Origin of the sequence: Tessaracoccus massiliensis (assembly GCF_000826065.2) — a bacterium.
Classification (GTDB): Bacteria; Actinomycetota; Actinomycetes; order Propionibacteriales; family Propionibacteriaceae; genus Arachnia; species Arachnia massiliensis_A.
Genome location: NZ_LN623543.1, coordinates 340,271 through 365,456 on the forward strand (window position 1 = coordinate 340,271; position 25,186 = coordinate 365,456).

A 25,186-nucleotide genomic window follows, 5' to 3' on the forward strand; every position below is an offset into this window, starting at 1 on the left:
CAAGGCAGCGGCGGGCTGTAGCGCAGCTTGGTAGCGCACTTGACTGGGGGTCAAGGGGTCGCAGGTTCAAATCCTGTCAGCCCGACCGAGTGAAAAGCCCCGCGACAGCGAAAGCTGATCGCGGGGCTTTTTGCTTTCCGGTTGCGGAGCGTTGGGTACGTTGGAAGGCACCGACCGAGAGGATCCAACGTGACCAAAGGCACCTGTCCCTTCCACCGGATGACCGACAACGTGGACTTCCTGCGAGACGGCTATCTCTTCGCCGGGAAGCAACGCGAGCGCCGGGGTGCGAGCCACAGCAACCGGCCGCTCTGGCTGCGCCTGCTGCTGCGCCCCACTCTGCTGGTGCGCGGGGCTGAAGGTGTCGAGCTCTTCTACGATTCGAGCAAGGTCAAGCGTGCCGGCGCGATGCCGGGCCCCATCCAGGGCTCGCTGTTCGGCAAGAACTCCGTGCACACGCTCGACGATGAAGCCCACCGCCACCGGAAGGCGACCTTCGTCAAGGTCTGCTACGCCGATGAACACGTAGAGCGCATCAAGCCCATGGTGGAGGCAGAGATCCGCGAGGCCATGACGCGGTGGCGCAAGTATCCCGACAGCGTCTATGACTCGATGGTCATCGCCTATGGCCGCGCCTCGCTGCGCTGGGCCGGGATCGAAGGACGCGACGCTGAGCTCGACGTGCAGGCACGGCGCCTCGGCGACATCGTCGAAGGCTTCGCCCACCTGAACATCGACCACCTCAAGGCATGGCGCAACCGCCGGTTGACGGACGACTGGTGCGCCCAGGTGATCAAGGAGCAGCGGGCCGGCAAGCGCAACGCCGCGCCGGGCACGTCACTGTACGAATGGGCCAATCACCGCGAACCCAACGGCGAGTTGCTCGACGACAAGACCGCCGGCATCGAGATGCAGAACACCTTCCGGCCCCACATCGCCGTCGCACGTTTCGCGGCGTTCGCCACCCGGGCTCTCCTGAAGCACCCACAGTGGCGCGATCGCATCCAGGCCGAGACCGCCGAGCGCGGCACGCTCATCGACGGACCCCTGGCCACTGCCTTCGCCCAGGAGGTGCGGCGCTACTACCCGTTCGTTCCGGTGCTGCCGGCGTTCGCGCGCACCGATTTCGAGTTCCAAGGGGAGCAGGTCAGCAAGGGCGACCGCATCCTCATCGACGTCCTCAACACCAACAGGGGGCCGGTGTCCTGGGACGAGCCCGATGAGTTCGATCCCGAACGCTTCCTGGGCAAGGATTTCCACGAGGCCGAGGCCATCACCACGTTCATCCCGCACGGCGGGGCGGACGTGCGCACCGGCCACCGGTGCCCGGGCGAGAAGATCGCAGTGAGTTCGCTGGCCATGACAGTGGCCGCACTGTGTGAGCCTGAGGTGGAGATCCTCGACGAGGGCCTCGACTTCTCGTGGCGCGAGATGCCCACCAGGCCCGAAAGCGGCGGGCTCGTCCGAGCACGCGGCTGAGCAGCAGGCTGATCACATACCGAGAGGGGCGGTTCCACGGGAACCGCCCCTCTCAATGTCTCTGCTACGCGTCATCCCAGCGACTCGAGCAGCTTGCGGCACGCCTCTTCGCAGCGGCGGCAGCTCTCGGCGCACACCTTGCAGTGCTCGTGGTGGTGCGCGTGCTTCTCACATTCGTCGCCGCAGGCCTTGCAGGCGGCCATGCAGAGCTCGAGCGCCTTCTTGAGCACCTCGCGGTCCGTTTCGGTCTGGCGCGTCAGCAGGGCACCCGTCATGGCGCACACATCCGCGCAGTCCTGGTTGAGCCGGATGCAGTGCCTCAGCTCCGCCACCATGTCTTCCGCCAGGCAGGCGTCGCCGCACGCGGTGCAGCACTGGGCGCAGGCGAAGCAGGCCTCGATACACTCAGCCAGGGCGGCCTGATCGAGGGTGATCTCGCCGGGGTAGGTTTCCAACATCTTGGTGATTGACATCATCTTCCTCCTTGGCACCGACGTTAGCATGCAGGGGAGCGCCGCACATCACCCCGATGGAGGCGATTGATCGTCAGCGGCGGGAGAGGTAGTCGAAGTCGACGTCGATCGCCGGGTCTATGCCTTCGACGATGCCCTCGTAGAAGCTCTCGGCCTGATCCCTCAGGAGGTCCTCGTTGGCGTCGATGTATTCGCCTTTCGCCTCGTCGTTGAGGAGGCTGTTGGTCATCTCCACCGTATCGATCTCCGGGGTGACGAAGCTGAGCACGCCGTTCTTCTCGGTGACCAGCTTGAGGCTGACGTCGTCGTGACCGATGAAGATGAATTCGGGGATGGAGATCCGGATCCCGTTCTCACCGGCCTCGCGGATGCGGACGTCGCCGCCGTCGATGCCCAGCTTCGCGTTGAAGGAGTACTGGAGGAACGAGGCCCGCTCGGTGCCCGGGACCCGCACCCCGAGGAAGGTGCGCTGTTGCGACTGCTCCGCGATGCCCTGGATGCCCAGGCTCAGCAGCGAGACCTCCTGCGTGCGCGTGATCGCGTTGATGACCTGAGTGTTGGCCGATTCCGTCTCGACGTCGGTGACGCGCGTGGCGTCACGCACCGCGTTGAACACCATGGGCCCGACGAACAGCACCGCGATCAACAGGGTGGCCACGATTCCCGAGGCCCACATCCACGGCTTCGCGCCCTTCATCTCACCCAACTCCCTCACTGCCGGTTTCCCTTGTGAAACGGTAGCAGGGCCGGGCGGCGGCTCGGCCATGTACAGCCCACCGACACGGATTAGGCTGGCCAACACCAGCCCTCACACATTGGAGCGCGGCATGGAAATCATCCTCATCCCCGGACTCTGGCTCGACGGCGGCTCGTGGGACCGCCTCGTCCCCGCCCTTCTCGAGGCGGGCCACCGCGTGGTGGCCGTCACCCCACCCGGCTACAACGGAGAGCACCCTGGCACGGTCCGCTACGCGGATCTCATCGCCGCTGTGGTCACCGAGATCGACAACGCGAGCGGACCTGCCGTCGTCGTGGGGCATTCCGCCTCTTGCGCGGCAGCCTGGGCAGCCGCCGACCGACGCCCCTCCCGGGTGTGCAGTGTGCTGCTGGTGGGAGGCTTCCCCATCCCGGATGGCTCAGCCCTGCTCGACGGGTTCGCGACCACCGCCGACGGGGCGGTGCCGTTCCCCGGCTGGCAACAGTTCGACGGCCCCGACAGCGCAGACCTCGCCGAGGGGGACAGGGCGTGGCTCGAAAGCCACATGTCGCCGGCACCCCAGGACTACGCGCTGGGCACCCAGCACCTCAGCAACCCCGATCGTTACCACGTGCCGGTCGTGATGGTGTGCCCGGAGTTCTCCGAAGACGATGTCCATGCCTGGGTGCAGCAGGGATTCGCCCCGGTGGCTGAGCTCCCGAAGATCCGCCACCTCAGCTACGTGGAGCTGGGCTCTGGCCATTGGCCGCAGGCCAGCCGGCCCGATGATCTCGCCAATGTCATTCTGCGAGCAGCGGACGCGGGGGAGCATCAGGGTCGCTAGAAGAGCCCGACGACCTGCCCGTCCTCCAGCCCGATGTTCTCGGCCGCGGGGCGACGGGGGAGACCCGGCCTCGTCATTGTCTGGCCGCAGAGCGCCACGACGAAACCCGCTCCGGCTGACAGGCGCACCTCTCGGATGGGGATCTCATGCCCGGTGGGCACACGGACCAGCTCGGCGTCCGCATTGAACGAGTACTGGGTTGTGGCCAGGCATACCGGCAGGTGGGTGAGGGTGAGAGTCACGCTACGGGCGCCCTTCGACGTCGCCTGGCTCCGCAAGCTCGCAGGGCGACTCTCAGGGCCCAGGGCCCCGCAGCCGATCCGACACCTCAACCACAAGAAACGTCCCCAGCACCTCATTCAGGTGCTGGGGACGCCCCAGGGGTTTAGACACGACTGCGCTCCTCGTTGACTTCCACCATTCGTTCGTTCCTCACGAATGGCTCAGCACGTCGCCTCGGAAGCAGCCAGCTCAACCAGCGGTTATCGCAGTTCGGGGCCCCCGAACATCACGATGTTGTTGAACACCCACTCGTTGTTCTGCGAGAACACGTAACCACCCTCCGGCTTCGCAGTGGCCCGGTAGACCGTCACGAAGGCGTAGGAACGGCAACCATTGCGACCCGTGCGCTCCGTGTCACACTCGGTCGTCCACTTGCGCTGATCCGTGGTCGCGGTCCACTCGCCCTTGTTGGCCAGCGGGTTGGCACCCCAGGCTTCACGCGTCATGAACGGCAGGTAGGTGAGGTTGTTGAACGTCCAGCCATCCTTGCGGACGAACTGGCCGTCCTCGATCACGACGATCGTCGCCCAGATGTCGGTGCGGCAACGCTCGGTCTGCGAGTACGGCTCACACTTGGTGTTCCAGTCGCGACCGTTGAGGCCCTTGTGGAGGCCCGGCAGCGTGTACGGCGCGGTACGCACATATTTCTTCGCCGGAGGCGTCGTCGGATCGTCCGTGGGCTCCTGAGTAGGCTCCTGCGTCGGTTCGGGCTGAGGCTCGACCACCGTGACGGTGAACTCCACGGTGGTGCTCAGGCCACCGACATCGGTGACAGTCACGGTGACCTGGTACTCACCCGGAGCAGCGGTAGCGGTGCCCGAGATCAGGCCCGAAGCGCTCATCGTGAGGCCGGCAGGAAGACCCGTAGCCTCGAACGTCACGGCAGAGGCGTCCGCCGCCTGCACCTGGGCGGAGACAGACTCGCCCTGCACAGCGGTGAGGTCCTCGGCCACCACGACGGGCGTGGTGGTGTCTTCGGCGACGAGGTCGACGGAGAACTCACCCAGCGTGGTCCAGGGGTGATCGGGGTTCTGGGCGGACTTGGCCACCAGCAGCAGGTACTGCGCGGAGACCACCTCGTTGAGCGGGATCCACTGGGCACTCTGGCCGGTGGGCAGGGTGCCCTCAGCCACCAGGGTCCAGCCCTCCGGCACCGAACCGGGGGTGCCGGTGGTGTCGGCGGCCACGTCGGCGTCCGAGGTCGCGTAGATCTCGTAGTCCTTGATCTGGCCGTTGACCGCGCCCGAGGATGCGCCCTGCCGCGGGGTGAGCGTCACTGCGCACACCTCCGCCTCGGCTTCCAACCCCACGACGACCTGGTGCGGGTGGCTCGGCTCGACGGCGTTCCACTGGGTGTGCCAGAACGTGTTCGGGTTGCCGTCGATGATGTTGACGGCGGGGGCGCGCTCGGCGGTGTCGTCCTGTTCGCTGGAGACCCGCACCACCTCGGAGGGACTGGTGACGCCTGCCGCGCAGGACATGGCAACCGGCACGGAGACGGAGCGTTCCCGCTGCGTGTCACCCTCGGTCCAGGTGGTCAGGAAGTCGAGCACCATTTCGCCGGCGGGGCCTGCGTTCGGGGTCAGCTCGAACGTCACCTGCTGGCTGGCGAAGCCAGCTATGTCGCCCACTTCGCGGGAAGCGGGCTGGAGGATCCAGCCCTCCGGAGCCGCGGGGGTGACAACGACGTCCTTGGCCAATTCAGAGCCGAGGTTACGCACGTCGACGGTGATCGTCGTGGTCTCTCCGGCGAGCAGCCTGCCGAGGCTACCCACCGAGGTTGCCACGCCGTCGCCCTTGATCAGGAAGACAGTGGCCTCGTTGTGGTTGGGATCCTGCTGGGCGACCTCAGCACCGTCGACGACCAACGGCATGTTCGAGATCGCGTGCGAGATCGTGAACCCACCTTCAACCTGGCGGACCCACCACTTCTGCAGGTTGCCGGCCTCGCGGTCCGTGGTGCACGTGGTCATGATGGGCGTCTGACCGAAGTCGTTGGGCGAGCTCAGGTTGAGGTCGTCGCCGCGCGCCATGGCCAGGCACTGATCGCCCTGGGCGATCTTGTAGTAGCCGTCCGCGGTGGGGGTGAAGTTCCACACCCCATCGGTCTCGGACATCGTGGCGGGATTGCCGGCGGTCAGGAACGTGCCGTCCGATTCAATCCCGTACTGGCCGGCCATCAGCGGCGCGCGGTCAATCACCACGCTGCGCGGCCCGGCACCGAGGGTGTCACCGAGCGCCTTGAACTGGGCGTAGGTCTCCGTGGGGCGGACCGTGGACCAGGTGGCCTGCGCGAGGTAGCGCAGCGTGTCCGGGATCTCCGAGAACATCTGGTTCTCGGTCTTACCCGGGCCGTTGTCGGGCCACAGCACCATCTTGCCGCCCAGGATGTCTCCATCGGTGTCGGCGTCGCTGATGTCGCGGCTGATGTAGCGGGTGGGGGTCCAGCCCTCGTTCCAGCGCGCCTCGGCTGTGCCCCAGTTGTTGTTGCGGGTGAAGTAGAGGCGCTGGTCGGTGTTGACCACGTCATTGCCTGCCGCGAGCGTGTCTTCGAGCGAGCGGCCGGTGTTGTCCCAGAACTCGACGATGATGTCCTTGTCCAGGGTGTTCACGTTGCCCTGCCCGATGCCGTCGTTCCAGATGTGCAGCGTGGTGCCGCGTTCCTTCACGAAGTCGTTGACCTGGTTGATGAAGTCGATGAACAGGTCATACTCGTTGGCGTTGCTGCCGAACTTCCTGACCGCCTCCGCCTTGAGCTGCGGGAAGTCGCGCCACTGGCCGGAGCCGAGCAGGTACTCGTCGGCGCCCATGTGGTAGTGGCCGCTGTCGAACTTCTCGATGTACTCGGCCGCGAGCGTGGTGACCACCTCGAGGGCCTTGGGCTTCGAGATGTCCAGTGCCTTCGGAGCGCGGGTGCCGTCGGGCTTCTGCAGCTGCAGCTCAGGCAGGTTCTGGAGCCAGGGGCCCATGTGGCCGGGGGAGTTGACCTCCGGCACCAGGGTGATGTGGTGCTCGGCCGCCATCTGCTTGAGGTGGTCGACCTGCTCGTTGGTGTAGTAGGACCAGAACGTGGCCTGCGGGTACGCCTCGGATTCCACCTTCATCTCGAGCCAGAGCTCGTTGACCTTGTAGTAGGCCATCTCCTCGATGACCTGCTCGAAGCGTTCCATGGAGATGTTGACGATGCAGGCGCAGATGCCCAGCGAGCGCACCGGGTACGCCGGCACGTCGGTGCTGCTGCCTGCGGGGATCGTCGACGCGGTGCCGGCGAGCGTCGCCCACTGCGTTGCCGTCTGGCCGCCGTAGAACAGGCCGGCCTCGTTGGCGGCGGTGACCGCGATGGTCTCGCCCACCTCGATGCGGTAGCCCTCGGTGCCGAGATCGGTGGCAGCCGCGTCCAGCGTCAGGACAACGTCTCCTGCAGCTGGCGAACCGGCGGCCATTGCCACATCGGTGCCGAGTGCGGCGGTGAGATCGGTGGCCAGCGTCGCGGCCTCCGCCTCAGCACCGGCGCCGGCGATGACCCTGGTGCCCGTCGAGTACTGGAAACTGCCGGTCCCGGCGGTCCAGTTCGACAGGCCAGGGATGCTGGCGGGCGCACCGTTGGGTGCGAGTTGGATGGGATCGGCTGCGGCCGCGGGTGGGGCCACTGCGCTGACCGCCATGCCCATCACGAGGGCCATGGCGGCGAAGATCCCGAGGAATGGTCTGCGTTTCGTCATCGAACGTCGTCCTCTGGTGGGGGGAAAGTTACCAGCCGGAGGCTAGCAGATAGGCCCCTCGCCACCGGCGGCGGTCCGGTATACGACGACATCGGCGTCCGCTGACCGCGAAACGGGACGGGCGTGTGAACACGACAATGGGCACTAGGTTCACGGTGAGACACCATCATCGGAGGATTGACCATGACCTACCGCCCCGAAACCCTGGCCGTCCACGCGGGCCAGGAGACGCCGGATCCCGCCACCAACTCGCGCGCCGTCCCGATTTACCAGACCACCAGCTACGTGTTCGACGACACCGAGCACGCCGCAGACCTGTTCGCGCTGCGCAAGCCCGGCAACATTTACGCCCGCCTGATGAACCCCACCAGCAGCGTCCTGGAAGAACGCCTCACCGCGCTCGAGGGCGGGGCAGGCGCGCTGGTGACCGCCTCCGGCGCCTCGGCCATCACGTATGCGGTGCTGAACCTGACCTACTCGGGTGACAACATCGTCGCCCTCTCCACGCTGTACGGCGGCACTTACGCGCTGTTCGCGCACACGCTGGCCCAGTTCGGCATCGAGGCGCGCTTCGTCGACCCGGGCAAGCCCGAAGAGCTCGCGCAACACGTCGATGAGAAGACCAAGCTGGTCTTCGGAGAGACCGTGGGCAACCCGGCCCTCAACGTGATCGACCTCGACGCCTGGTCCGCGGCCGCGCACGAGCTCGGCCTGCCCTTCATCGTGGACAGCACCGTCCCCACCCCGCATCTGACCCGCGCGTTCGACCACGGCGTCGACGTGGTGGTGCATTCGCTGACCAAGTACCTGGGCGGCCACGGCAACTCGCTGGGTGGGGCCATCATCGATTCGGGCAACTTCGACTGGGCCGCCCATGCGGAGCGCTTCCCCGGGCTCACCGGCCCTGATCCCGCCTACCACGGCGTGGTCTGGACGGAGGCGGTGGGAAACCTCGCCTACATCATCCGCGCCCGCACCGTGCTGATCCGCAACACGGGAGCCACCATCTCGCCGTTCAACTCGTTCCTGATCCTCCAAGGCATCGAGACGCTGCACCTGCGGATGGAGCGCCACAGCGAGAATGCGCTGGCCGTGGCGGAGTTCCTGGAGGGCCACCCGAAGGTGGAGTGGGTCAACTATCCGGGTCTGCCGTCCAGCCCGACGCACGAGATCGCGCAGCGCATCCTGAAGGGCGGCTTCGGCGGATTGGTGTCGTTCGGCGTCGCCGGCGGCCGCGACGCAGGACAGAAATTCGTGGAGGCGCTGGAACTCTTCAGCCACCTGGCCAACATCGGCGATGCCAAGTCCCTGGTCATCCACAACGCCTCGACGACGCACTCCCAGCTAAGCGAGGAGGAACTCGTCTCAGCCGGGGTGCCCGCCGAAATGGTGCGCCTGTCCGTGGGGATCGAGCACATCGACGACATAGTCGCCGACCTCACGCAGGCACTGGATCAGCTGTAGAACGGAGCCGTCAGCCCCGCTCGACGCGCTCGTCGCCGGGCTCCTCGTGCGGGGAGGTCTCCTGGTGCACGCGGCTCGCTTCCACACGATCCGCGGGGATCGCGTCGTCGGTGGCGTGCGCGTGCTCCTCGGAGGTCTCCTCAACCTCGCCGGGGTGCGAATCCGCCTCGGGCATGGCCTCGGACTCGGGGCCTGGCACGGAATCTTGAGACATGGGTCCTCCTCAACTCTGATGGTCACGCCAGGCTACCGGGCGCGGGAAGCTGCAACAATGGCTGGGTGACAACACCTGGCAGTGTCGGAGTGGTCGAGACGATCACGGCAAGGATCTTCGACGACGGTTTCACCACCCGCAGCGGCACCACGCTGCCGGTGGTCGATGTCGCCTACGAGACCTACGGCAGCCTCAACGCCCAGCGCAGCAACGCGATCTACATCTGTCACGCCCTCACCGGAGACGCCCACGCCGCCGGCATGCACCCCGGCGACGACCGCCCGGGATGGTGGGACAACATCATCGGCCCGGGCAAGGCCATCGACACCAACCGCTGGTTCGTGGTGTGCTCGAACATCCTGGGCGGCTGCCAGGGCACCACGGGCCCGGCGTCGATCAATCCGGGCACGGGGGAGCCCTACGGAGTCGACTTCCCCCTGCTCGACATGACGGACTTCGTCGCCGTCCACCGCGGCTTGGCGGCTCATCTGGGGATCGAACGGTTCGCGGCAGTCATCGGCGGATCGCTCGGCGGCATGCAGGTGCTGCAGTGGGCCCTGGACCACCCGGAGGACATGGGCCGGGCGATGATCTTCGCCGCCTCGTCGCGCCTCACGGCACAGAACATCGCCTTCTCAGCCGTGGGTAGGCAGGCCATCATGCGTGACTCCGGCTTCAACGATGGCAAGTTCCTCTCCCGGGGGACCGCCCCCCGGAAAGGCCTGTCGGTGGCGCGCATGCTGGCGCACATCACCTACCTCTCCGAGGAGGCGTTCCAGGAGAAGTTCGGCCGCAGCGCCCAGCGCGGCGAGCTGACCCCCAACTTCGGCATCGACTTCGCGGTCGAGAGCTACCTCGAGTACCAGGGTGAGCGTTTCCTCAGCCGCTTCGACGCGTTGAGCTACCTGTACCTCACCCGCGTCATGGACTACTTCGATCCGTTCGAGGATCCAGCCTCACTCAACCGGCTCATCGCTGAGCCTGTCCGGTTCCTGCTCGTGAGCTTCACCAGCGACTGGCGGTTCTCCACCGAGCACACCCGACGGATCGTCCGCCACCTCGAGGGCGCGGGGCTGCCCACCTCCTTCCGGGAGATCAGATCCACCTGGGGACACGACTCCTTCCTCCTCGAACTGCCGGACTACCACGCGACGGTCCGCGCCTACCTCGAACGCGCCGCGGAGGAGATCGCATGACCGCCCACCTCGCCAGGCCGGACCTGGCCATCATCTCCTCCCTGATCCCCGAGGGCAGCCGGGTGCTGGACCTGGGCTGCGGCAACGGCGACCTGCTCGAGATGCTGAAGGCCAAGCGGTGCACCGGAACCGGCGTCGACGTCGATCCGCCGCAGGTATTGGCCTGCCTGCGGCGCGGGGTCGACGTGATCGAGCTAGATCTGGACTCCCAACTCGGCGAGTTCGCGGACGACTCCTACGATTTCGTCGTCCTCTCCCGTACGCTGCAGACCGTGCGGAGGCCCCGAGCGGTGCTCACCGAGATGAGCCGGATCGCTGTCCATTCGGTGGTGTCCATGCCCAACTTCGCGCACTGGCGCAACCGGCTCCGGCTGCTGCGCGGCAGGATGCCGATGTCGAAGGACCTGCCCTACCGCTGGTACGACACGCCCAACCTCCACCACACCTCGCTGCCCGACCTCGAGCCGTTGTTCAGCGAACTCGACATGGTCATCGACAAGCGGATCCCGCTGGACGCCGAGGGATACCGGCACCGCCTGGGAAACGTCGCGCCCAACCTGGTGGCCAGTTCCTCGCTGTACCTCCTCCACGCCCGCCGCTGAGGGGCGCGTCAGCCCAGTGCCTCGATGATCCGGGGCACGGACCCGCCCAGCCCCAGTTCCTCGCCGAGCGCGGTCAGGCGTTCGACTTCGACGGGGCCGCGGGCGATCGGTGGCAGGTCGAGCGAGTCGACGGCGGTGACGACCTCGCGGGCCCGTGCCAGGTAGTCGACGTCGGCCAGCAGCTGCGAACGCATCGACGGCGACATGGCCGACGACGCATCCACCGCGGCCGCCACCATCGCCTCGATGGTGGGGTAGGTGTTGACCAGCGAGGCGGCGCTCTTGTCCCCGATGCCCTTCACGCCGGGCAGCCCGTCGGACGGGTCCCCGCGCAGCACCGCAAAGTCCACATAACGATCCGGTGTCAGCCCGTACTTCTCCGCGAGCACAGCGGGCGTGACCAACTCGTGCTTCGCGACGCCGCGTGCCACGTACACCACGGAGGTGTCGTCGTCGGCCAACTGGAACAGGTCCCGGTCACCGGTCACCACGAGGCTGGTCCCAGCATGGCGGCGGGCGAGGCTGGCGAGCACGTCATCGGCCTCATGCTCCGCCGCGCCGACGATCGGGATGCCGGTGGCCTCGAGTACCTCACGGATGAGCGGGACCTGCACGGTGAGGTCGTCGTCGACCTGCTCGATCTGTTCCCCGTCGACCACCACCACGCGGTGCGCCTTGTAGGACTCGATGAGGTCGACGCGCCATCCGGGGCGCCAGTCGTCGTCCCAGGCGCAGGCCACCTCGTCGGGGGAGTACTGACTCACCAGGCGCGAGATGAAATCCAACGTGCCACGTACAGCGTTGACCGGGCGACCGTCGGGGGAGCGGAACGACGAGGGGACGCCGAAGAACGCACGGAAGTAGAGATACGACGTGTCGAAGATCATCAGCGTGCTCACCCGGCAATGGTGGCACACCGGGACGATGACGGGGTGGGGGTAGGCTTCCCCCGTGATTTACCGTCCCCAGCTCCCAGTGGTTGTTTCTCTGCTGGTGGCCTTCGGCATCGGCCTGCTCATCGGCACCGGGCAGGCCCCGATGGGCGTGTGGCCGGCCACGATGCTGGGGGTGGGGCTGTTCACCTGGTTCATGGCGCACCGCCGCCCGGGGCCGGCCTTCGGCTACGGCTACCTCACCGGCCTGGCCATGAACACCCTGACCGTCTCCTGGGTCTCGGTGCTGGGCGTCTGGGTGGGGGTGGCGCTGGTCGCGTTCCTGGCACTGTGGTGGGGACTCCTCGCCGTGGTGGTTTCCCGCCTGACGAGGCTGCGCTTCTGGCCGTTGCTGATCCCCGCCGCCTGGGTGGCGATGGAGTTCGCCTCCGGCAAGATCCCCTTCGGCGGCTTCTCCTGGACCCGCCTGGGCTACACCGCCATCGACCAACCCATGTCGGGATGGTTCGCCTACGTCGGTGTCACGGGCGTGAGCTACCTCGTGGCACTGGTGGCGAACGCGGGAGTGTTCGTCGTGACGGACCAGCGACGCCGCCTGCGGGTGCTTGCAGGGGCGCTCGCCATCTTCGTCCTCGGCGGCCTGCTCAACCTCACCCCCCACGCAGACCCCGAGACACGCGTGAGCATCGCCGTCGTTCAGCCCAATGTGAACCGCCACGAGCACGGCACGGCGTCCTATGCCCGCTCGGTGACCAACAACGCGCTCAGCGAGACGATCTTCGCGCTGGCCGAGGCCCGCACGGGGGAGCACCCACAGCTCGACTTCGTGCTCTGGCCCGAGAACGCCACGGATGTCGACCCCATCGAAGACCCTGAGACCCGCCGACTGGTGGAGGTCTCCGCACATCTGGCGCAGGTGCCCATCTTCGTCGGCGCCGTGATGAACGGTCCCGAACCTGACACGAGGCAGACCTCGAGCCTCTGGTGGCATCCGCTGGAGGGTCCGGGCGACATGTACCACAAGCGCGATCTGGTGCCCTTCGGCGAATGGATTCCCTTCCGCGAGGTACTGCTGCCGCGGCTGCCGATCCTGCGGCAGATCGGGCGCCAGTCGATCCCGGGGGAGGGGCCCGGCGTCGTCCACGCGCCCATCCAGGGCAACCCGCACCTGCAGGTGGGCACGATCATCTGCTTCGAGTTGGCCTACGACGACACGAGCTACGACGCGGTGCGGGGCGGTGGGGAGATCATCGTGTCGCAGTCCAACACCAACACCTACGGCGGCACCTTCCAGCCTCCTCAGCAGCTGGTGATCAACCGCGTGCGCGCCATGGAAACCGGCCGGGAGGTGGTGGTCTCCACCCTCAACTCCCTCACGGGCATCGTCGACACCAGAGGCCGGGTCGACGAGTTGACCGACGAGTTTGAAGCCGCCAGCCGTATCGTGACGGTGCCGCTGCGCTACAACACCAACCTCGCGGTCCACCTGGGGGCCTGGCCCGCCTGGGCTTCGCTGCTGACCACCCTGCTGGCTTTCGCCTACTCCTATCGGCGCGCCCCTCAGAGGGCGGGTAGCATTGAGCGGAACAATCGAACCCAAGGACAGCCATGACAAGCAATGACGCGCTCGACAAGGTGCTCGTGATCATCCCGACGTACAACGAGTCGCAGAACATTGAGAGCATCACCAACCGGCTGCGCAAGGCAGTGCCGCATGCGCACATCCTCATCGCGGATGACAACTCGCCGGACGGCACGGGGGACATCGCCGACCGGCTTGCGGAGGGTGATGACCACATCCACGTCATGCACCGCACCGGCAAGCAGGGCCTTGGCGCCGCCTACCTGGCGGGCTTCGAGTGGGGGATGGATCACGGCTACGGCGTGCTTGTCTCCCACGACGCGGACGGCTCGCACCAGCCCGAGGAACTGCCCCGGCTGCTGCAGGCCATCAACGAGGGCGCCGACATGGTCAAGGGCTCGCGCTGGGTCAAGGGTGGCTCCATCGTCAACTGGCCCGCCTCTCGCGTGGTGATCTCCAAGGCGGGCTCCCTGTGGACACGGATCTGGCTGGGCATCCCGGTCAAGGACGCCACCGGGGGGTTCAACGCCTACCGCGCCACCACGCTGCGCGGCATGAACCTCAACGAGGTCGCCTCGGCCGGCTACTGCTTCCAGATCGATCTGGTGTGGCGCGCCATCAAGCACGGCTTCAAGGTGGTCGAAGTGCCGATCGAGTTCGTGGAGCGCGAGTTCGGCGATTCCAAGATGAGCCGCAACATCGTCGTCGAGGCGCTGCTGCGCACGACGCTGTGGGGGATCGAGCACCGCTTCAACCAGCTCAAGAACGGCGTGCGCAAGGCCATCGGCCGCGGCCGCCGTCAGGACGCCTAGTGTCGCCTCGTCGCGGCACTGTGGCGCTCGGCCTCACCGTCGGAGCCCTGCTCCTGCTGCTGATCGCGGAGATCGCCGCCATCATCTGGGTCTCCGGCAAGATCGGGTGGTGGACGCTCGCCCTGCTGATGGCCACCTCCGTGCTGGGCCTGTTCCTGATGCAGCGGGAGTGGCGCAAGGCGTGGGCGGCGCTTTCCGACGCGTTGCGCTCGGGCCAACTGCCCACCGGCAGGATGGCCGACGCCAGCCTCGTGTTGGTGGGCGGCATCCTGTTGGCCGTACCGGGTCTGTTGACGGACATGGCCGGTCTCCTGCTGCTGCTGCCCTTCACGCGCCCGTTCGTCCGGTCCGCGGTCACGTGGTGGGCGTCGCGGGTCATCACGCCCAATGACGGGCAGACGGGTCCCACCATCATCAAGGGGGAGGCCACCACGGATCCGGGCCACGGCACGCTCATTCCCGGCCTCGGGCATGAAGAAGGCGAGGCCACCGGCGGAACTGTGATCCGCGGCGACCTCGCCGATGACGAGCGCTGAGCGCCCCGTCAGTAAAGCCTGTCAGACTCCCGCAGCTTCGTGAGCTGCTCCTCCAGGATGTCCTCCAACTCGGGGATGGAGCGACGCTCGCGCAGCATGTCCCAGTGGGTGCGCACAGGCTTCTCGGCCTTCTCTTCACCCACGACGCCGTCGGAACGGACCGCGGTGAGGCCGCACTGTTTGCACTCCCACTCCGTGGGGAGTTCCGCCTCTGCGGCGAAGGTCACCTCGAAGTGGTGCCCCTTGGGACAGTCGAACGCGAGGTTCTGTCGATCAGCGAACTCGATGCCCTGCTCGTCCTCGAAAGTCTTCGAGCCGAGCCCTACGCCGCGCAGTGCACGATCAGCCATTCTTCCCTCCTTCGTCTGCCAATTCCAACGAACCGGGAACCTCAAAGGTTCCCTACTGAGTAGACCACATCCCCCGAGCAGAGAGGACCTGTTTGAGGGAATCCGGCCTGTCGGTGACGATCCCGTCGACGCCCCAGTCGATCAGTCGGTGCATGGTGGTGGGGTCATCCACCGTCCAGACGTGGATCTTCTTGCCCGCCTGGTGGATGCGCTCGATGTTCTTCGGCGTGACGATGTCGACAGTCACGGGACCGACGGGGTGCTGCAGCGGAACCTGATACACCTGGCCGCCGGGGGAGATGCCACCCATGGTGAGCGCCGCGACGCCGGTGGGGGAGACCGCGGTGGGGACCCGGGGGAGTAGGCTGCGGAACCTGCGGATGCGGGTGCGGGTGAAAGAAGCGACACAGACGCGGCGCTCGGCGCCGTGCCGCTTGATGCAGTCTACCAGCCCCTGCACGGCGGTGGCGGATTTGATGTCGATGTTGAAGTTGACGTCTGGGAACGTCTCGAACAGCTCATCCATGGTGGGGATGGCCTCGCGGTCCCCGACGAGGCACTCGCCGATCTCTTCGAGCGTGTGGTCGCGTAGCGAGCCCTCCACGTCGGTGAGCCGGTCCAGGGTGTCATCGTGGAAGGCCACGAGGTGGCCGTCGCGGGTGGTATGGACGTCAGTCTCGAGGTAACGGAAACCCAGCTCGACGGCGTTGGCGAAGGCCCTGGTGGTGTTCTCGATGCCTAAATTGGCGGTCATGAATGACCCGCCTCGGTGAGCCATCGCCACGAATTCGGGAGAGAGATAGTCCGGGTAGACCTCCGCCATAATGATTTCATCCTAGTGGGAATGGGACAAGATTCCGCCACCGGTGCGGGAGTGCAAAGATGGGCCAATGACCACCGTGTTGTCCATCCAGTCGGCCGTCGCCTACGGCCACGCCGGAAACTCCGCCGCTGTGTTCCCGCTGCAACGCCTCGGCGTCGACGTGTGGCCGGTCTACACCGTCAACTTCTCCAACAACACCGACTACGGATCCTGGCGTGGACCGCTCATCCCGGCCGACGACGTCTGGGAGGTCGTCCAGGGCGTCAACGACCGCGGCGTATTGGGCTCCGTCGACGCGCTGCTGTGCGGATACCTCGGGACGCCGGAGGTGGGAAAGGTGATCCTCGACTCCTACCGGCTCGTCAGGCAGCACAACCCCGAGGCCATCTTCTGTGCAGACCCGGTGATGGGCGACATCGACCGCGGCTTCTACGCCCGCCCCGGCATCCCCGAGTTCTGGCGCGATCACGTCGTGGCCGAGGCCGACATCATGACTCCCAACCTCTTCGAATTGCAGTTCCTGACCGGACGCGTCACCCGGTCACTTGCCGAGGTGGTGGAGGCCGCACAGGAACTGCGCGCCCGCGGGCCGCGCGTCGTGGTGGTCACCTCCGTGGTGGGGGAGGACCTCACCGACAACGTGATGCGCATCGTCGGGGTCGACGACGCTGGAGCCTGGGTGGTCACCACGCCCGTGCTGGACCGCAAGTTCACCGGCTCCGGGGATCTCACCACCGCCATGTTCCTCGCACGGTGGCTCGAGAAGGGTGACCTGGGCGACGCACTGGGCCGCACCGCATCGATCGTCTACTCGGTGCTGGAGGCCACCGCTAGCGCCGACCACAAAGAACTACGCCTCGTGGATGCGCAGCTCGATCTCGTCGAGCCGCGCTTCCAGTTCGAGGCTAGCCGGCTGTAGCGAGCGGCTCCCCTCGCCGTCAGTTCTCGTCTGCGGGCTCGCCCCAGAACGTGTTGATGGAGGCGCCCAGTTTGTTGAGGCGCTGCGGGAGGTCCTCGTAGCCGCGGTTGATGACGTAGACGTCCATCAGCGTGGTGGTGCCCCTCGCGGCGAGGGCGGCCAGCAGCAGGCACACCGCCGGACGCAGCGCCGGCGGGGATTCGATGCGGCGTCCGCGCCACCTCGTCGGCCCGATGATCAGGAGGCGGTGCGCGTCCATGAGCTGGATGTTGGCGCCCAGCTCCGAGAGCTTCTTCAGGTGGATGGCGCGGTTGTCGTAGACCCAGTCGTAGATGACGCTCTGCCCGGTGGCGGTGGCGCAGATGACCGCGAAGAGCAGTCCGAGTCGGCCCTGCGCCACGTTGCGACGAGCCCCCCGTACGACTACGCAGGACCGGGGGAGGAGAGCCTCCGCGGTTCCACCGAACTGGTGACGCGGGAACTCGCGGACGAGGTCGCGGCGCGGATCGCCATCGCGGGGCTCGAGGTCGTCGAGACCCGCATCTCCTCACTCGCGTACGCACCCGAGATCGCGGACATCATCCTCATCCCCGGGTTGGCTGAGCGTAGGACCGAGAGCCCCCGGCCGCGAATCGCGACCGGGGGCTCTGGCTGTGCTGCCCTTCGATACACCCGCTCGTTCCTCGCGGGCGCTCAGGGCGCGGGGTTATCGCTGTGCGGGGGACCCGAACATCACGATGTTGTTGAACACCCACTGGTTGCTCTGCGAGAAGGCGTACCCACCTTCAGGCTTCGCAGTCGCGGCGTACACCGTCGTCATGGTGTACGAGCGGCAGGCGCCCCGACCGGTGGCAGCCGTGTCGCACTCAGTGCGCCACTGACGACCGGCCGACGTGAACTGACCGTTGTTCGTGGACCCGAGGTCGCCCAGCGGGTTGCCCTTCCACGATTCGCGGGTCATGTACGGCAGGTAGGTCAGGTTGTTGAACGCCCAACCGCTCTCACGGACGAACTGACCGTTCTCCACCTTCACCACGGTGGCCCAGATGTCGGTGCGGCACCGCTCGGTCTGCGAGTAGTCCTCGCACGTCGTCATCCACTGCCGACCGTTCAGCACATGGTTGCCCGGCAGCGTGTAGGGCGCCGAGCGGACGAACTTACCGGGGCCTGGCTGGGCCGGCGGAGTGGCCGGCGGAGGCGTCGGCGGAGTGGTCGGCGGCGTGGCCGGCGGCGTGGTGGGCGGCGTCGGCGTCGGCGTAGCCTTCGGCGTCACCGTGATCGTCACCTCCACCGTCGTGCTCAGACCGCCGGCGTCGGTCACCGTGACCAGGACACGGTGCGCCCCGGTGACCGTCGTCGTACCCGAGATGAGGCCGTCGTCGCTGATCGACAGCCCGGTGGGCAGCCCGGTCGCCGCGAAGGTGACCGCGGAGGCGTCGGCGGCGCGCACCTGCAGCGACAGCGCCGTGCCGGCCACGACGGAGGCGTTCTCTCCTCGGACGACCGGAGGAGTGGTGTCCTGGCCGGTGAGGTCGACGGAGAACTCACCCAGCGTGGTCCACGGGTGGGCCGGGTTCTGCGCCGACTTCGACACCAACAGCAGATACTGCGCCTCAACCGGCTGCGTGAACGGGATCCACTGCGGCGACTGCCCACCGGGCAGTTCACCCTCGGCGACCTTCGTCCAACCGGCAGGCACAGCACCCGGGGTGCCGGTGGTGTTCGTCGCGACGGCACGGTCGTTAGTCGCGTAGAGCTCGAAACCCTTGATCTGGCCGTTGACCGCACCAGACGACACACCCTGACGCGGCGTCAGCGTCACCGCGCAGATCTCAGCCGACTCGGCCAGACCCACCACGAGCTGATGAGGATGCGGCGGCTCGGCACCGTTCCAGCGTGTGTGCCAGAACGTTGTCGGGTTCCCGTCGATCACGTTGATCGCAGGCGCACGCTCGGCAGTGTCGTTCTGCTCGCTCGAGACCCGCACGACCTCACTGGGCGAGGTGACGTTGGCGGTGCACGAGAAGTTCAACGGCACGCTGGTGGTGCGCTCACGCGCCTCACCTGCCCCGTCGGTCCACGACGTCACGAACTCGAGCACCTCCGCACCGGCCGGGCCCGCGCTCGGGATGCGGAAGTTCAGATTCTCCTGGGCCTGGCCGGCGAGGTTTCCGACGTCAGCGGCGTCGACGTCGACCAGCCAGCCGTCAGGCAGGACAGGGGTGACGAGGACGCTGCTCACCGCAGCGTCCTCGAGGTTGCGGACGATGACGGGCACGCGAACCGTGACGCCGGCGATCACGCGCCCGAGGGAACCGGTCGTGGCGGCGACGCCGTCGCCGACCATGGCGAAAACCGTCCCGGCCTCTTCGATCGGGTCCTGCTGCGCCACATTGGCGCCGTCGACCACGAGGGGCATGTTCGAGATGGCGTTGGAAATGGTGTAGCCACCATCGACCTGTCGGATCCACCACTTCTGCAGGTTGCCCGCCTCACGCGGGGTCGACGTGCAGGTGGTCACGATCGGCTCCTGGCCGAACGTATTGGGTGCCCGCAGGTTGAGAGAGTCGCCCTCCGCCATGGCGAGGCACGGGAAGCGCAGCGTCTCGTGGATCTCGGAGAAGAGCTGGTTCTCAGTCTTCCCCGGGCCGTAGTCGGGCCACAGCACCATCTTGCCGCCGAGGATCTTGCCCGGCGTGGCGGAATCGTCGATGGGGCGGCCGTAGTGGGAGTGCGGCGTCCAGTTCTCGTTCCAGCGATCCTGCGCGGCGCCCCAGTTGTTGTTACGCGTGAAGTAGGGACGGTTGTCGGTGTTGACCACGTCGCTGCCGTCGCTCAGCGTCTTCTCCATGGTGCGACCCTGGCGGTACCAGTACTCGACCATGATGTCGTTGTCACGCTTGACGGTGTTGTCCTGGGCCGGGATGCCGTCGTTCCAGATGCGGAGGTTGGCGCCCTCAGACTTCACATGCTCGTTGATCTCGTTGATGAACCAGACCAACAGGTCGTGCTCCGTCGCGTCCGGACCGAACTTTTCACGGGCGGCCGCGATGATCTGCGGGTAGTTCTGGAAGGAACCGGAACCGAGCAGATACTCGTCGGTCCACAGCTCGTTCATCTTGTAGTAGGCCATCTCCTTGATGACCTGCTCGAACTTCTCCATCGAGATGTTCACGATGCACGCACAGATGCCGCCGGCACGGATCGTGTAGTCACGCTCGATCATCGGGGCGTAGTCGGTCGACAGCGTGTTGGGGCCGTTGCCGAGTCGCTGACCGGGTCGGGTGAAGACTGCGTAGGCCTCGGCGGGACGCACCGTGCTCCACGTCGCCTGGGCCAGCTAGCGCAGGGTCTCGTGGATTTCCGAGAAGAGCTGGTCAGTCTTCCCCGGGCCGTTGTCGGGCCACAGGCCATCCTGCCGCCGAGGATCGTGCCCTCGGCGGCGGCGTCAGAGATGTCGTCTCCCAGATAGCGGTGGGGCGTCCAGTTCTCGTTCCTACGATCAACCGGGTTGCCCCAGTTGTTGTTCCGGGTAAAGTAGAACGTGTTGTCGAGGTTGAGGACGTCGTGCCCGGCCGCGAGCGTGTCCTGGAAAGTGCGTCCGTGGTCGTTCCACACCTAGACGACAATGTCCCTGTCCAGCTGCACCTGGGTGGGGGCGGCGGGGATGCCGTCCTGGAAGATGCGCAGCCTCGCGCCCTGCGTCTTGACGTGGGCGTTGACCTCAGCGACGATCTCGACGTGGTGCCGCGCGACGCACAGGAACTGCGCGCCCGCGGGCCGCGCGTCGTGGTGGTCACCTCCGTGGTGGGGGAGGACCTCACCGACAACGTGATGCGCATCGTCGGGGTCGACGACGCTGGAGCCTGGGTGGTCACCACGCCCGTGCTGGACCGCAAGTTCACCGGCTCCGGGGATCTCACCACCGCCATGTTCCTCGCACGGTGGCTCGAGAAGGGTGACCTGGGCGACGCACTGGGCCGCACCGCATCGATCGTCTACTCGGTGCTGGAGGCCACCGCTAGCGCCGACCACAAAGAACTACGGCTCGTGGATGCGCAGCTCGATCTCGTCGAGCCGCGCTTCCAGTTCGAGGCCAGCCGGCTGTAGCGAGCGGCTCCCCTCGCCGTCAGTTCTCGTCTGCGGGCTCGCCCCAGAACGTGTTGATGGAGGCGCCCAGTTTGTTGAGGCGCTGCGGGAGGTCCTCGTAGCCGCGGTTGATGACGTAGACGTCCATCAGCGTGGTGGTGCCCCTCGCAGCGAGGGCGGCCAGCAGCAGGCACACCGCCGGACGCAGCGCCGGCGGGGATTCGATGCGGCGTCCGCGCCAACTCGTCGGCCCGATGATCAGGAGGCGGTGCGCGTCCATGAGCTGGATGTTGGCGCCCAGCTCCGAGAGCTTCTTCAGGTGGATGGCGCGGTTGTCGTAGACCCAGTCGTAGATGACGCTCTGCCCGGTGGCGGTGGCGCAGATGACCGCGAAGAACGGCAGATTGTCGATGTTCAGGCCGGGGAACGGCATGGGGTGGATCTTGTCGAGAGGCGCCTTGAGTTCCGAGGGGATCACCGTCACGTCCACGAGGCGGGTCTTGCCGTTGCGGCTGGCGTACTCCTCAGAGAACTTCAACTGCTGGCCCATCTCGTCGAGCACCGCGAACTCGACGTCGAGGAATTCGATGGGGCAGCGGCGCACCATGATCTCCGAGCGCGTGACGATGCCGGCGGTCAGGAGGCTCATCGCCTCGATGGGGTCCTCCGAGATGCTGTACTCGACGTCCTGCTCGATGTGTTCGACACCGGTGACTGTCAGGGTGGTCGTGCCCACGCCGTCGATCTGGACGCCCAGCAGCTGCAGGTAGAAGCAGAGGTCCTGCACCATGTAGTTGCCCGATGCGTTGCGCAGCGTGGTGACCCCGGGGGTGCGGGCGGCCGCCATGAGCGCGTTCTCCGTGACCGTGTCGCCGCGCTCGATCAGGGTGATGGAGCGATGCTCCTCGGAGCGTTCGCCGACGGCGGCGTGGTAGTTGCCGTCGGTGGCCTCGACGGTCAACCCCATGCGGCTCAGCGCCGACATGTGGGGGTGGACGGTGCGGGCGCCGAGGTCGCAGCCTCCGGAGAAGGGGAGACGGAAGTTGCAGAACTCATGCATGAGGGGGCCCAGCAGCATGAGGATCGAGCGGGTGCGCTTCGCGGCGCGCGCGTCGATGGTCTCGGGGGTGAGCTGCGCCGGGCGCCTGATCTCGAGATCGTTGTCCCCGATCCAGGTGAGGGTCACGCCGATGGAGGTGAGCACCTCCGAGATGCGGTCCACCTCCTCGATGCGGGCGATCCCACGCAGGACGGTGCGGCCGTGATTGAGGAGACTGGCACACAGGATGGCCATGGCCGCGTTCTTGGAGGTGCGCACGTCGATCTCGCCGGACAGGGTTCGCCCGCCCTCGATCTCGAAGTTGACCGTGCCCTCGGTGGCCGTCTGGATCAGCGGCATCTCCAGGGCTTCGGCGAGGCGCCCGATCATGGACAGGGAGAGGTTCTGCTGGCCGTTCTCGATCCTGTGCACTGCGCTCTGCACGGTGCCCAGTTCGGTGGCCAGTTTCTGCTGCGACCAGCCGCGGGCGGCGCGGGCGTCGCGGATCATCTGACCGATCGACTCACTCGTTGCACTCATCATCACATCAGGTTATCTCATGGATGAGATAACCGCTGCATCAAGCTGATGACGGAGTGTCCCGGCACGCCCGCATAGACACTAGAGTGGGGTCCATGAGCTCTGAATTTGACGTCGTTGTCCTCGGCGCCGGCCCCGGCGGTTACGTCGCCGCGATCCGCGCCGCCCAGCTCGGCCTGAAGGTCGGGATCATCGAGAAGCGCTACTGGGGTGGCGTGTGCCTCAACGTGGGGTGCATCCCCACCAAGTCGCTGCTGCGCAACGCGGAGTTGGCCCACATCTTCACCCACGAGGCCGACACCTACGGCATCGAGGGCGAGGTCACGTTCAACTACGGCAAGGCGTTCAAGCGCAGCCGCGCGGTGTCCGAGCGGATGACCAAGGGCATCCACTTCCTGATGAAGAAGAACAAGATCACCGAGATCGACGGCTGGGGCACCTTCAAGGACGCCACCACGATCGAGGTGGAGAAGGACGGAGGGGAGAAGGAGACCGTCACCTTCAAGAACTGCATCATCGCTGCCGGTGCCGTCACCCGCATGCTGCCGGGCACCGAACGCTCCGCCAACGTGGTGACCTACGAGGAGCAGATCCTGGCCGAGGAGCTGCCCGGCTCGATCATCATCGGCGGGTCCGGAGCCATCGGCACCGAGTTCGCCTACGTGCTGAGCCAGTTCGGCGTGGACGTGACCATCGTGGAGTATCTTGACCGAATGGTGCCCACGGAGGACGCCGAGATCTCCGCCGAGCTCGCCAAGGCGTACAAGAAGCTCGGCATCAAGGTGCTCACCTCCACGAAGGTGGAGGGCATCGAGGACACCGGCTCCGGCGTGAAGGTGACCGTCAGCCCCGCCAAGGGTGGGGACCAGGAGGTGCTCGAGGCGGACAAGTTCCTCTCCGCGATCGGTTTCGCGGCCCGCACCGAGGGCTACGGGCTGGAGAACACCGGTGTTGAACTCACCGAGCGCGGCGCCATCGCCATCGACGAGTACATGGCCACCAACGTCGACAACATCTACGCCATCGGTGACTGCACGGCCAAGATGATGCTGGCCCACGCGGCCGAGGCGATGGGGATCGTCGCAGCGGAGAAGATCGCGGGGGAGGAGACCCACCCGATCAACTTCGACATGATCCCGCGCGCCACCTACTGCCAGCCGCAGATCGCGTCGTTCGGCTACTCGGAGGCGCAGGCCAAGGAGAAGGGCTTCGACGTGAAGGTGGCGAAGTTCCCGTTCGCCGCCAACGGCAAGGCCTGGGGCCTCGGCGACGCCACCGGCTTCGTCAAGATCGTGGCAGACGCCACCTACGGCGAGATCCTCGGCGCCCACATGATCGGCCCCGACGTCACCGAACTGCTGCCGGAACTCACCCTGGCGCAGGCCTACGATCTGACGGCCGAGGAGGTGGCGCACAACATCCACGCGCACCCCACGCTGTCCGAAGCGTTGAAGGAAGCCGCCCACGGCATCGCAGGCAAGATGATCAACTTCTGATCCACAACCATCGAGAGCCCCAGGTCGCGCGCGCGACGTGGGGCTCTCGCCGTTCATCGGAGCGGGTGGCTCACGCCTCGATGCGGAACAGTGCGTCACCGGCCGCCACGTCGGCGCCGATCACAGCGCTGTCGATGGAATCCGGGGCGTGGTCCATGACGGCCACGATGACCGTCGTGGAGATTGACTCACCGGAGATGCCGTCTGGATTCCAGGCCACGACGGGTGTCCCAGCGGCCACGGTGCTGCCTTGCGAGGCCAGCACCTCGAAGCCCTCGCCGCCCAGTTGCACGGTGTTGATGCCGATGTGGACGAGGATGCCCACGGAGCCGTCGACCAGCAGAATGAACGCGTGCGGGTTGACCTTCAGCAGCACGCCGTCCGCAGGAGCGACGACCTGGCTGCGCCCGCCGGTGGGCTCGATGCCCACTCCGGGCCCGACGACCTGCTCGCTGAACACGGGGTCGCTGACGTCGCGCATGGCGATGACGTGGCCTCCACAGGGAGCCTGAATCTCCATCGGATATCTCCTTAGGTATCGGGCCCCATCATGTCACTTGTGCCAGTTGAACCCGCCGCCGCCCCACACTCGAACCGCAGTCCGATAAGCAACATTATGACATCCAGAGTGTCTTGGTTGGCATCAAGCGCGGATGCGGCGGTGTCCCCTCCCAGTGATTCTTTCCTCTTTCGCACTAGACATGACCCTCTACGGAACTTATGCTCAGTCTGACTTTATGTTTCCAAGTGAGGTGCGAACTTGGCTGTCAGGCAGCAGGCACTCCCCGCGAACGTCACAGACGCCACGCTGGCTCCACCGACAAGCCCCCAGGCGCAGCAAGGATCCATTTCGCTGGAGGGCTGTCCCCATTCGGCGCCGCAGACGGCGTCGGCGTCGGCTGAGAGGAGGGCGTTGATCATGTTCTGCAGGAGCTGGCGCATTATGTCTGGTGATGCTTCGGTCAGCAGGTTGCCCAGCACGCGGGCGGGGTCGACAATGTGAGGAGCGGTCATCGTGGTTGATTCCTTTTGAGAGAGCTTTGGTAGGTGAACTCGAAGGATCCCGCGGTGACCGCGCTGACGTCGTCGACGGCCACGGCCACTGTGGGGGCTACACCACTATGAGGGACTTGA

Annotated in this window: 22 protein-coding genes, 1 tRNA gene and 2 pseudogenes; 12 read left to right on the forward strand and 13 right to left on the reverse strand. The window is 66.5% G+C overall.

Annotated elements, in window-relative coordinates; translation table 11 throughout:
- The first annotated feature begins 11 nt into the window (after positions 1–11).
- Both BN1186_RS12050 and BN1186_RS12055 read left to right on the forward strand, forming a co-directional pair.
- Positions 12–85: transfer RNA gene (locus BN1186_RS12050), tRNA-Pro, on the forward strand.
- A 104-nt stretch (positions 86–189) separates the two neighbouring features.
- Positions 190–1,479 (forward strand): cytochrome P450, encoded by a 1,290-nt coding sequence (locus tag BN1186_RS12055; protein ID WP_218975474.1) that lies wholly within the window; start codon positions 190–192, stop codon positions 1,477–1,479.
- Positions 1,480–1,550: 71 nt separating this feature from the next.
- Here the strand turns inward: BN1186_RS12055 and BN1186_RS12060 are convergent, their stop codons facing one another.
- Entirely contained in the window at positions 1,551–1,952 is a 402-nt protein-coding gene (locus BN1186_RS12060) for a four-helix bundle copper-binding protein (RefSeq protein ID WP_246043309.1), read from the reverse strand.
- 73 nt (positions 1,953–2,025) lie between these two features.
- Complete coding sequence (locus BN1186_RS12065) at positions 2,026–2,667, reverse strand: hypothetical protein (protein WP_139651089.1); 642 nt, start codon at positions 2,665–2,667, stop codon at positions 2,026–2,028.
- Positions 2,668–2,779: 112 nt separating this feature from the next.
- Here BN1186_RS12065 and BN1186_RS12070 point away from each other — a divergent pair, with 112 nt between their 5' ends.
- Positions 2,780–3,493 carry an alpha/beta fold hydrolase gene (locus BN1186_RS12070; protein WP_040284301.1) on the forward strand — a complete coding sequence of 238 codons (714 nt, stop codon included), beginning with the start codon at positions 2,780–2,782 and terminating at the stop codon, positions 3,491–3,493.
- Here the strand turns inward: BN1186_RS12070 and BN1186_RS12075 are convergent.
- Together BN1186_RS12075 and BN1186_RS12080 are read right to left on the reverse strand one after the other, a co-directional pair.
- On the reverse strand, positions 3,490–3,852 hold the full coding sequence (locus tag BN1186_RS12075; protein WP_082031376.1) for a formate--tetrahydrofolate ligase: 363 nt from the start codon (positions 3,850–3,852) through the stop codon (positions 3,490–3,492). The genes BN1186_RS12070 and BN1186_RS12075 overlap by 4 nt on opposite strands.
- Positions 3,853–3,975: 123 nt before the next feature.
- Entirely contained in the window at positions 3,976–7,497 is a 3,522-nt protein-coding gene (locus tag BN1186_RS12080; RefSeq protein WP_052460116.1) for a family 20 glycosylhydrolase, read from the reverse strand.
- 183 nt (positions 7,498–7,680) lie between these two features.
- Here BN1186_RS12080 and BN1186_RS12085 point away from each other — a divergent pair, with 183 nt between their 5' ends.
- On the forward strand, positions 7,681–8,961 hold the full coding sequence (locus tag BN1186_RS12085; protein WP_040284303.1) for an O-acetylhomoserine aminocarboxypropyltransferase/cysteine synthase family protein: 1,281 nt from the start codon (positions 7,681–7,683) through the stop codon (positions 8,959–8,961).
- Between the two features lie 10 nt (positions 8,962–8,971).
- Here BN1186_RS12085 and BN1186_RS12090 read toward each other — a convergent pair whose 3' ends face one another.
- On the reverse strand, positions 8,972–9,175 hold the full coding sequence (locus BN1186_RS12090; RefSeq protein WP_040284304.1) for a hypothetical protein: 204 nt from the start codon (positions 9,173–9,175) through the stop codon (positions 8,972–8,974).
- A gap of 65 nt (positions 9,176–9,240) precedes the next feature.
- Here BN1186_RS12090 and metX point away from each other — a divergent pair, with 65 nt between their 5' ends.
- Entirely contained in the window at positions 9,241–10,371 is a 1,131-nt protein-coding gene (metX, locus tag BN1186_RS12095) for a homoserine O-acetyltransferase MetX (protein ID WP_040284305.1), read from the forward strand.
- Positions 10,368–10,973 carry a methionine biosynthesis protein MetW gene (gene metW / locus BN1186_RS12100; RefSeq protein ID WP_040284306.1) on the forward strand — a complete coding sequence of 202 codons (606 nt, stop codon included), beginning with the start codon at positions 10,368–10,370 and terminating at the stop codon, positions 10,971–10,973. Before metX ends, metW begins: the two co-directional genes overlap by 4 nt.
- Before the next feature lie 8 nt (positions 10,974–10,981).
- Here metW and BN1186_RS12105 read toward each other — a convergent pair whose 3' ends face one another.
- Positions 10,982–11,872, reverse strand: coding sequence for a 5'-3' exonuclease (locus tag BN1186_RS12105; protein ID WP_246043310.1), 891 nt, complete (start codon positions 11,870–11,872; stop codon positions 10,982–10,984).
- 52 nt (positions 11,873–11,924) lie between these two features.
- Here BN1186_RS12105 and lnt point away from each other — a divergent pair, with 52 nt between their 5' ends.
- From lnt to BN1186_RS12120, 3 genes are read left to right on the forward strand one after another with little or no spacing between them, the layout of a single operon-like run.
- A complete protein-coding gene (gene lnt, locus BN1186_RS12110) occupies positions 11,925–13,478 on the forward strand; it encodes an apolipoprotein N-acyltransferase (protein WP_139651091.1) in 1,554 nt (517 codons plus the stop codon).
- Positions 13,475–14,260: a glycosyltransferase gene (locus BN1186_RS12115; RefSeq protein WP_040284308.1), complete on the forward strand. Its 786-nt coding sequence runs from the start codon at positions 13,475–13,477 to the stop codon at positions 14,258–14,260. Before lnt ends, BN1186_RS12115 begins: the two co-directional genes overlap by 4 nt.
- Positions 14,260–14,796, forward strand: coding sequence for an FxsA family protein (locus BN1186_RS12120; RefSeq protein WP_052460118.1), 537 nt, complete (start codon positions 14,260–14,262; stop codon positions 14,794–14,796). Before BN1186_RS12115 ends, BN1186_RS12120 begins: the two co-directional genes overlap by 1 nt.
- A gap of 8 nt (positions 14,797–14,804) precedes the next feature.
- Here BN1186_RS12120 and BN1186_RS12125 read toward each other — a convergent pair whose 3' ends face one another.
- The gene (locus BN1186_RS12125; protein ID WP_040284309.1) at positions 14,805–15,146 is read right to left on the reverse strand and encodes an RNA polymerase-binding protein RbpA; all 342 of its coding nucleotides are present in this window, start codon (positions 15,144–15,146) and stop codon (positions 14,805–14,807) included.
- A 52-nt stretch (positions 15,147–15,198) separates the two neighbouring features.
- The gene (locus BN1186_RS12130; protein ID WP_040284310.1) at positions 15,199–15,969 is read right to left on the reverse strand and encodes a glycerophosphodiester phosphodiesterase family protein; all 771 of its coding nucleotides are present in this window, start codon (positions 15,967–15,969) and stop codon (positions 15,199–15,201) included.
- 67 nt (positions 15,970–16,036) lie between these two features.
- Between BN1186_RS12130 and pdxY the strand changes: the two genes are divergently transcribed.
- Entirely contained in the window at positions 16,037–16,888 is an 852-nt protein-coding gene (gene pdxY, locus BN1186_RS12135) for a pyridoxal kinase PdxY (RefSeq protein ID WP_040284311.1), read from the forward strand.
- A 19-nt stretch (positions 16,889–16,907) separates the two neighbouring features.
- Here the strand turns inward: pdxY and BN1186_RS12140 are convergent.
- A pseudogene (locus BN1186_RS12140) lies at positions 16,908–17,261 on the reverse strand (UDP-N-acetylglucosamine 1-carboxyvinyltransferase); the annotation flags it as partial.
- Between the two features lie 333 nt (positions 17,262–17,594).
- Positions 17,595–20,204: a discoidin domain-containing protein gene (locus tag BN1186_RS12150; RefSeq protein WP_040284313.1), complete on the reverse strand. Its 2,610-nt coding sequence runs from the start codon at positions 20,202–20,204 to the stop codon at positions 17,595–17,597.
- 395 nt (positions 20,205–20,599) lie between these two features.
- Here BN1186_RS12150 and BN1186_RS12155 point away from each other — a divergent pair, with 395 nt between their 5' ends.
- Positions 20,600–20,998 (forward strand): carbohydrate kinase family protein, encoded by a 399-nt coding sequence (locus BN1186_RS12155; RefSeq protein WP_052460119.1) that lies wholly within the window; start codon positions 20,600–20,602, stop codon positions 20,996–20,998.
- Between the two features lie 19 nt (positions 20,999–21,017).
- Here BN1186_RS12155 and BN1186_RS12160 read toward each other — a convergent pair whose 3' ends face one another.
- A complete protein-coding gene (locus BN1186_RS12160; protein ID WP_040284314.1) occupies positions 21,018–22,559 on the reverse strand; it encodes a helix-turn-helix domain-containing protein in 1,542 nt (513 codons plus the stop codon).
- 92 nt (positions 22,560–22,651) lie between these two features.
- Between BN1186_RS12160 and lpdA the strand changes: the two genes are divergently transcribed.
- Positions 22,652–24,052 (forward strand): dihydrolipoyl dehydrogenase, encoded by a 1,401-nt coding sequence (gene lpdA / locus BN1186_RS12165; RefSeq protein WP_040284315.1) that lies wholly within the window; start codon positions 22,652–22,654, stop codon positions 24,050–24,052.
- Positions 24,053–24,122: 70 nt separating this feature from the next.
- On the opposite strand, the gene BN1186_RS12170 is transcribed toward lpdA, so the two are convergent.
- Together BN1186_RS12170 and BN1186_RS12175 are read right to left on the reverse strand one after the other, a co-directional pair.
- A complete protein-coding gene (locus BN1186_RS12170) occupies positions 24,123–24,572 on the reverse strand; it encodes a PTS sugar transporter subunit IIA (protein ID WP_040284316.1) in 450 nt (149 codons plus the stop codon).
- A gap of 335 nt (positions 24,573–24,907) precedes the next feature.
- Positions 24,908–25,066: pseudogene (locus BN1186_RS12175) on the reverse strand (IS256 family transposase); the annotation flags it as partial.
- Positions 25,067–25,186 lie beyond the last annotated feature (120 nt).

Excerpts from the sequence above, each read along its gene's own strand:
- BN1186_RS12070 (WP_040284301.1), top strand. The coding sequence starts at position 2,780 with ATGGAAATCATCCTCATCCCCGGACTCTGGCTCGACGGCGGCTCGTGG.
- BN1186_RS12115 (WP_040284308.1), top strand. The coding sequence starts at position 13,475 with ATGACAAGCAATGACGCGCTCGACAAGGTGCTCGTGATCATCCCGACG.
- BN1186_RS12060 (WP_246043309.1), bottom strand. The coding sequence starts at position 1,952 with ATGTCAATCACCAAGATGTTGGAAACCTACCCCGGCGAGATCACCCTC.
- BN1186_RS12085 (WP_040284303.1), top strand. The coding sequence starts at position 7,681 with ATGACCTACCGCCCCGAAACCCTGGCCGTCCACGCGGGCCAGGAGACG.
- BN1186_RS12130 (WP_040284310.1), bottom strand. The coding sequence starts at position 15,969 with ATGGCGGAGGTCTACCCGGACTATCTCTCTCCCGAATTCGTGGCGATG.
- lpdA (WP_040284315.1), top strand. The coding sequence starts at position 22,652 with ATGAGCTCTGAATTTGACGTCGTTGTCCTCGGCGCCGGCCCCGGCGGT.
- BN1186_RS12125 (WP_040284309.1), bottom strand. The coding sequence starts at position 15,146 with ATGGCTGATCGTGCACTGCGCGGCGTAGGGCTCGGCTCGAAGACTTTC.
- BN1186_RS12080 (WP_052460116.1), bottom strand. The coding sequence starts at position 7,497 with ATGACGAAACGCAGACCATTCCTCGGGATCTTCGCCGCCATGGCCCTC.
- BN1186_RS12170 (WP_040284316.1), bottom strand. The coding sequence starts at position 24,572 with ATGGAGATTCAGGCTCCCTGTGGAGGCCACGTCATCGCCATGCGCGAC.
- BN1186_RS12090 (WP_040284304.1), bottom strand. The coding sequence starts at position 9,175 with ATGTCTCAAGATTCCGTGCCAGGCCCCGAGTCCGAGGCCATGCCCGAG.
- metW (WP_040284306.1), top strand. The coding sequence starts at position 10,368 with ATGACCGCCCACCTCGCCAGGCCGGACCTGGCCATCATCTCCTCCCTG.
- BN1186_RS12160 (WP_040284314.1), bottom strand. The coding sequence starts at position 22,559 with ATGATGAGTGCAACGAGTGAGTCGATCGGTCAGATGATCCGCGACGCC.
- BN1186_RS12075 (WP_082031376.1), bottom strand. The coding sequence starts at position 3,852 with ATGAGGTGCTGGGGACGTTTCTTGTGGTTGAGGTGTCGGATCGGCTGC.
- pdxY (WP_040284311.1), top strand. The coding sequence starts at position 16,037 with ATGACCACCGTGTTGTCCATCCAGTCGGCCGTCGCCTACGGCCACGCC.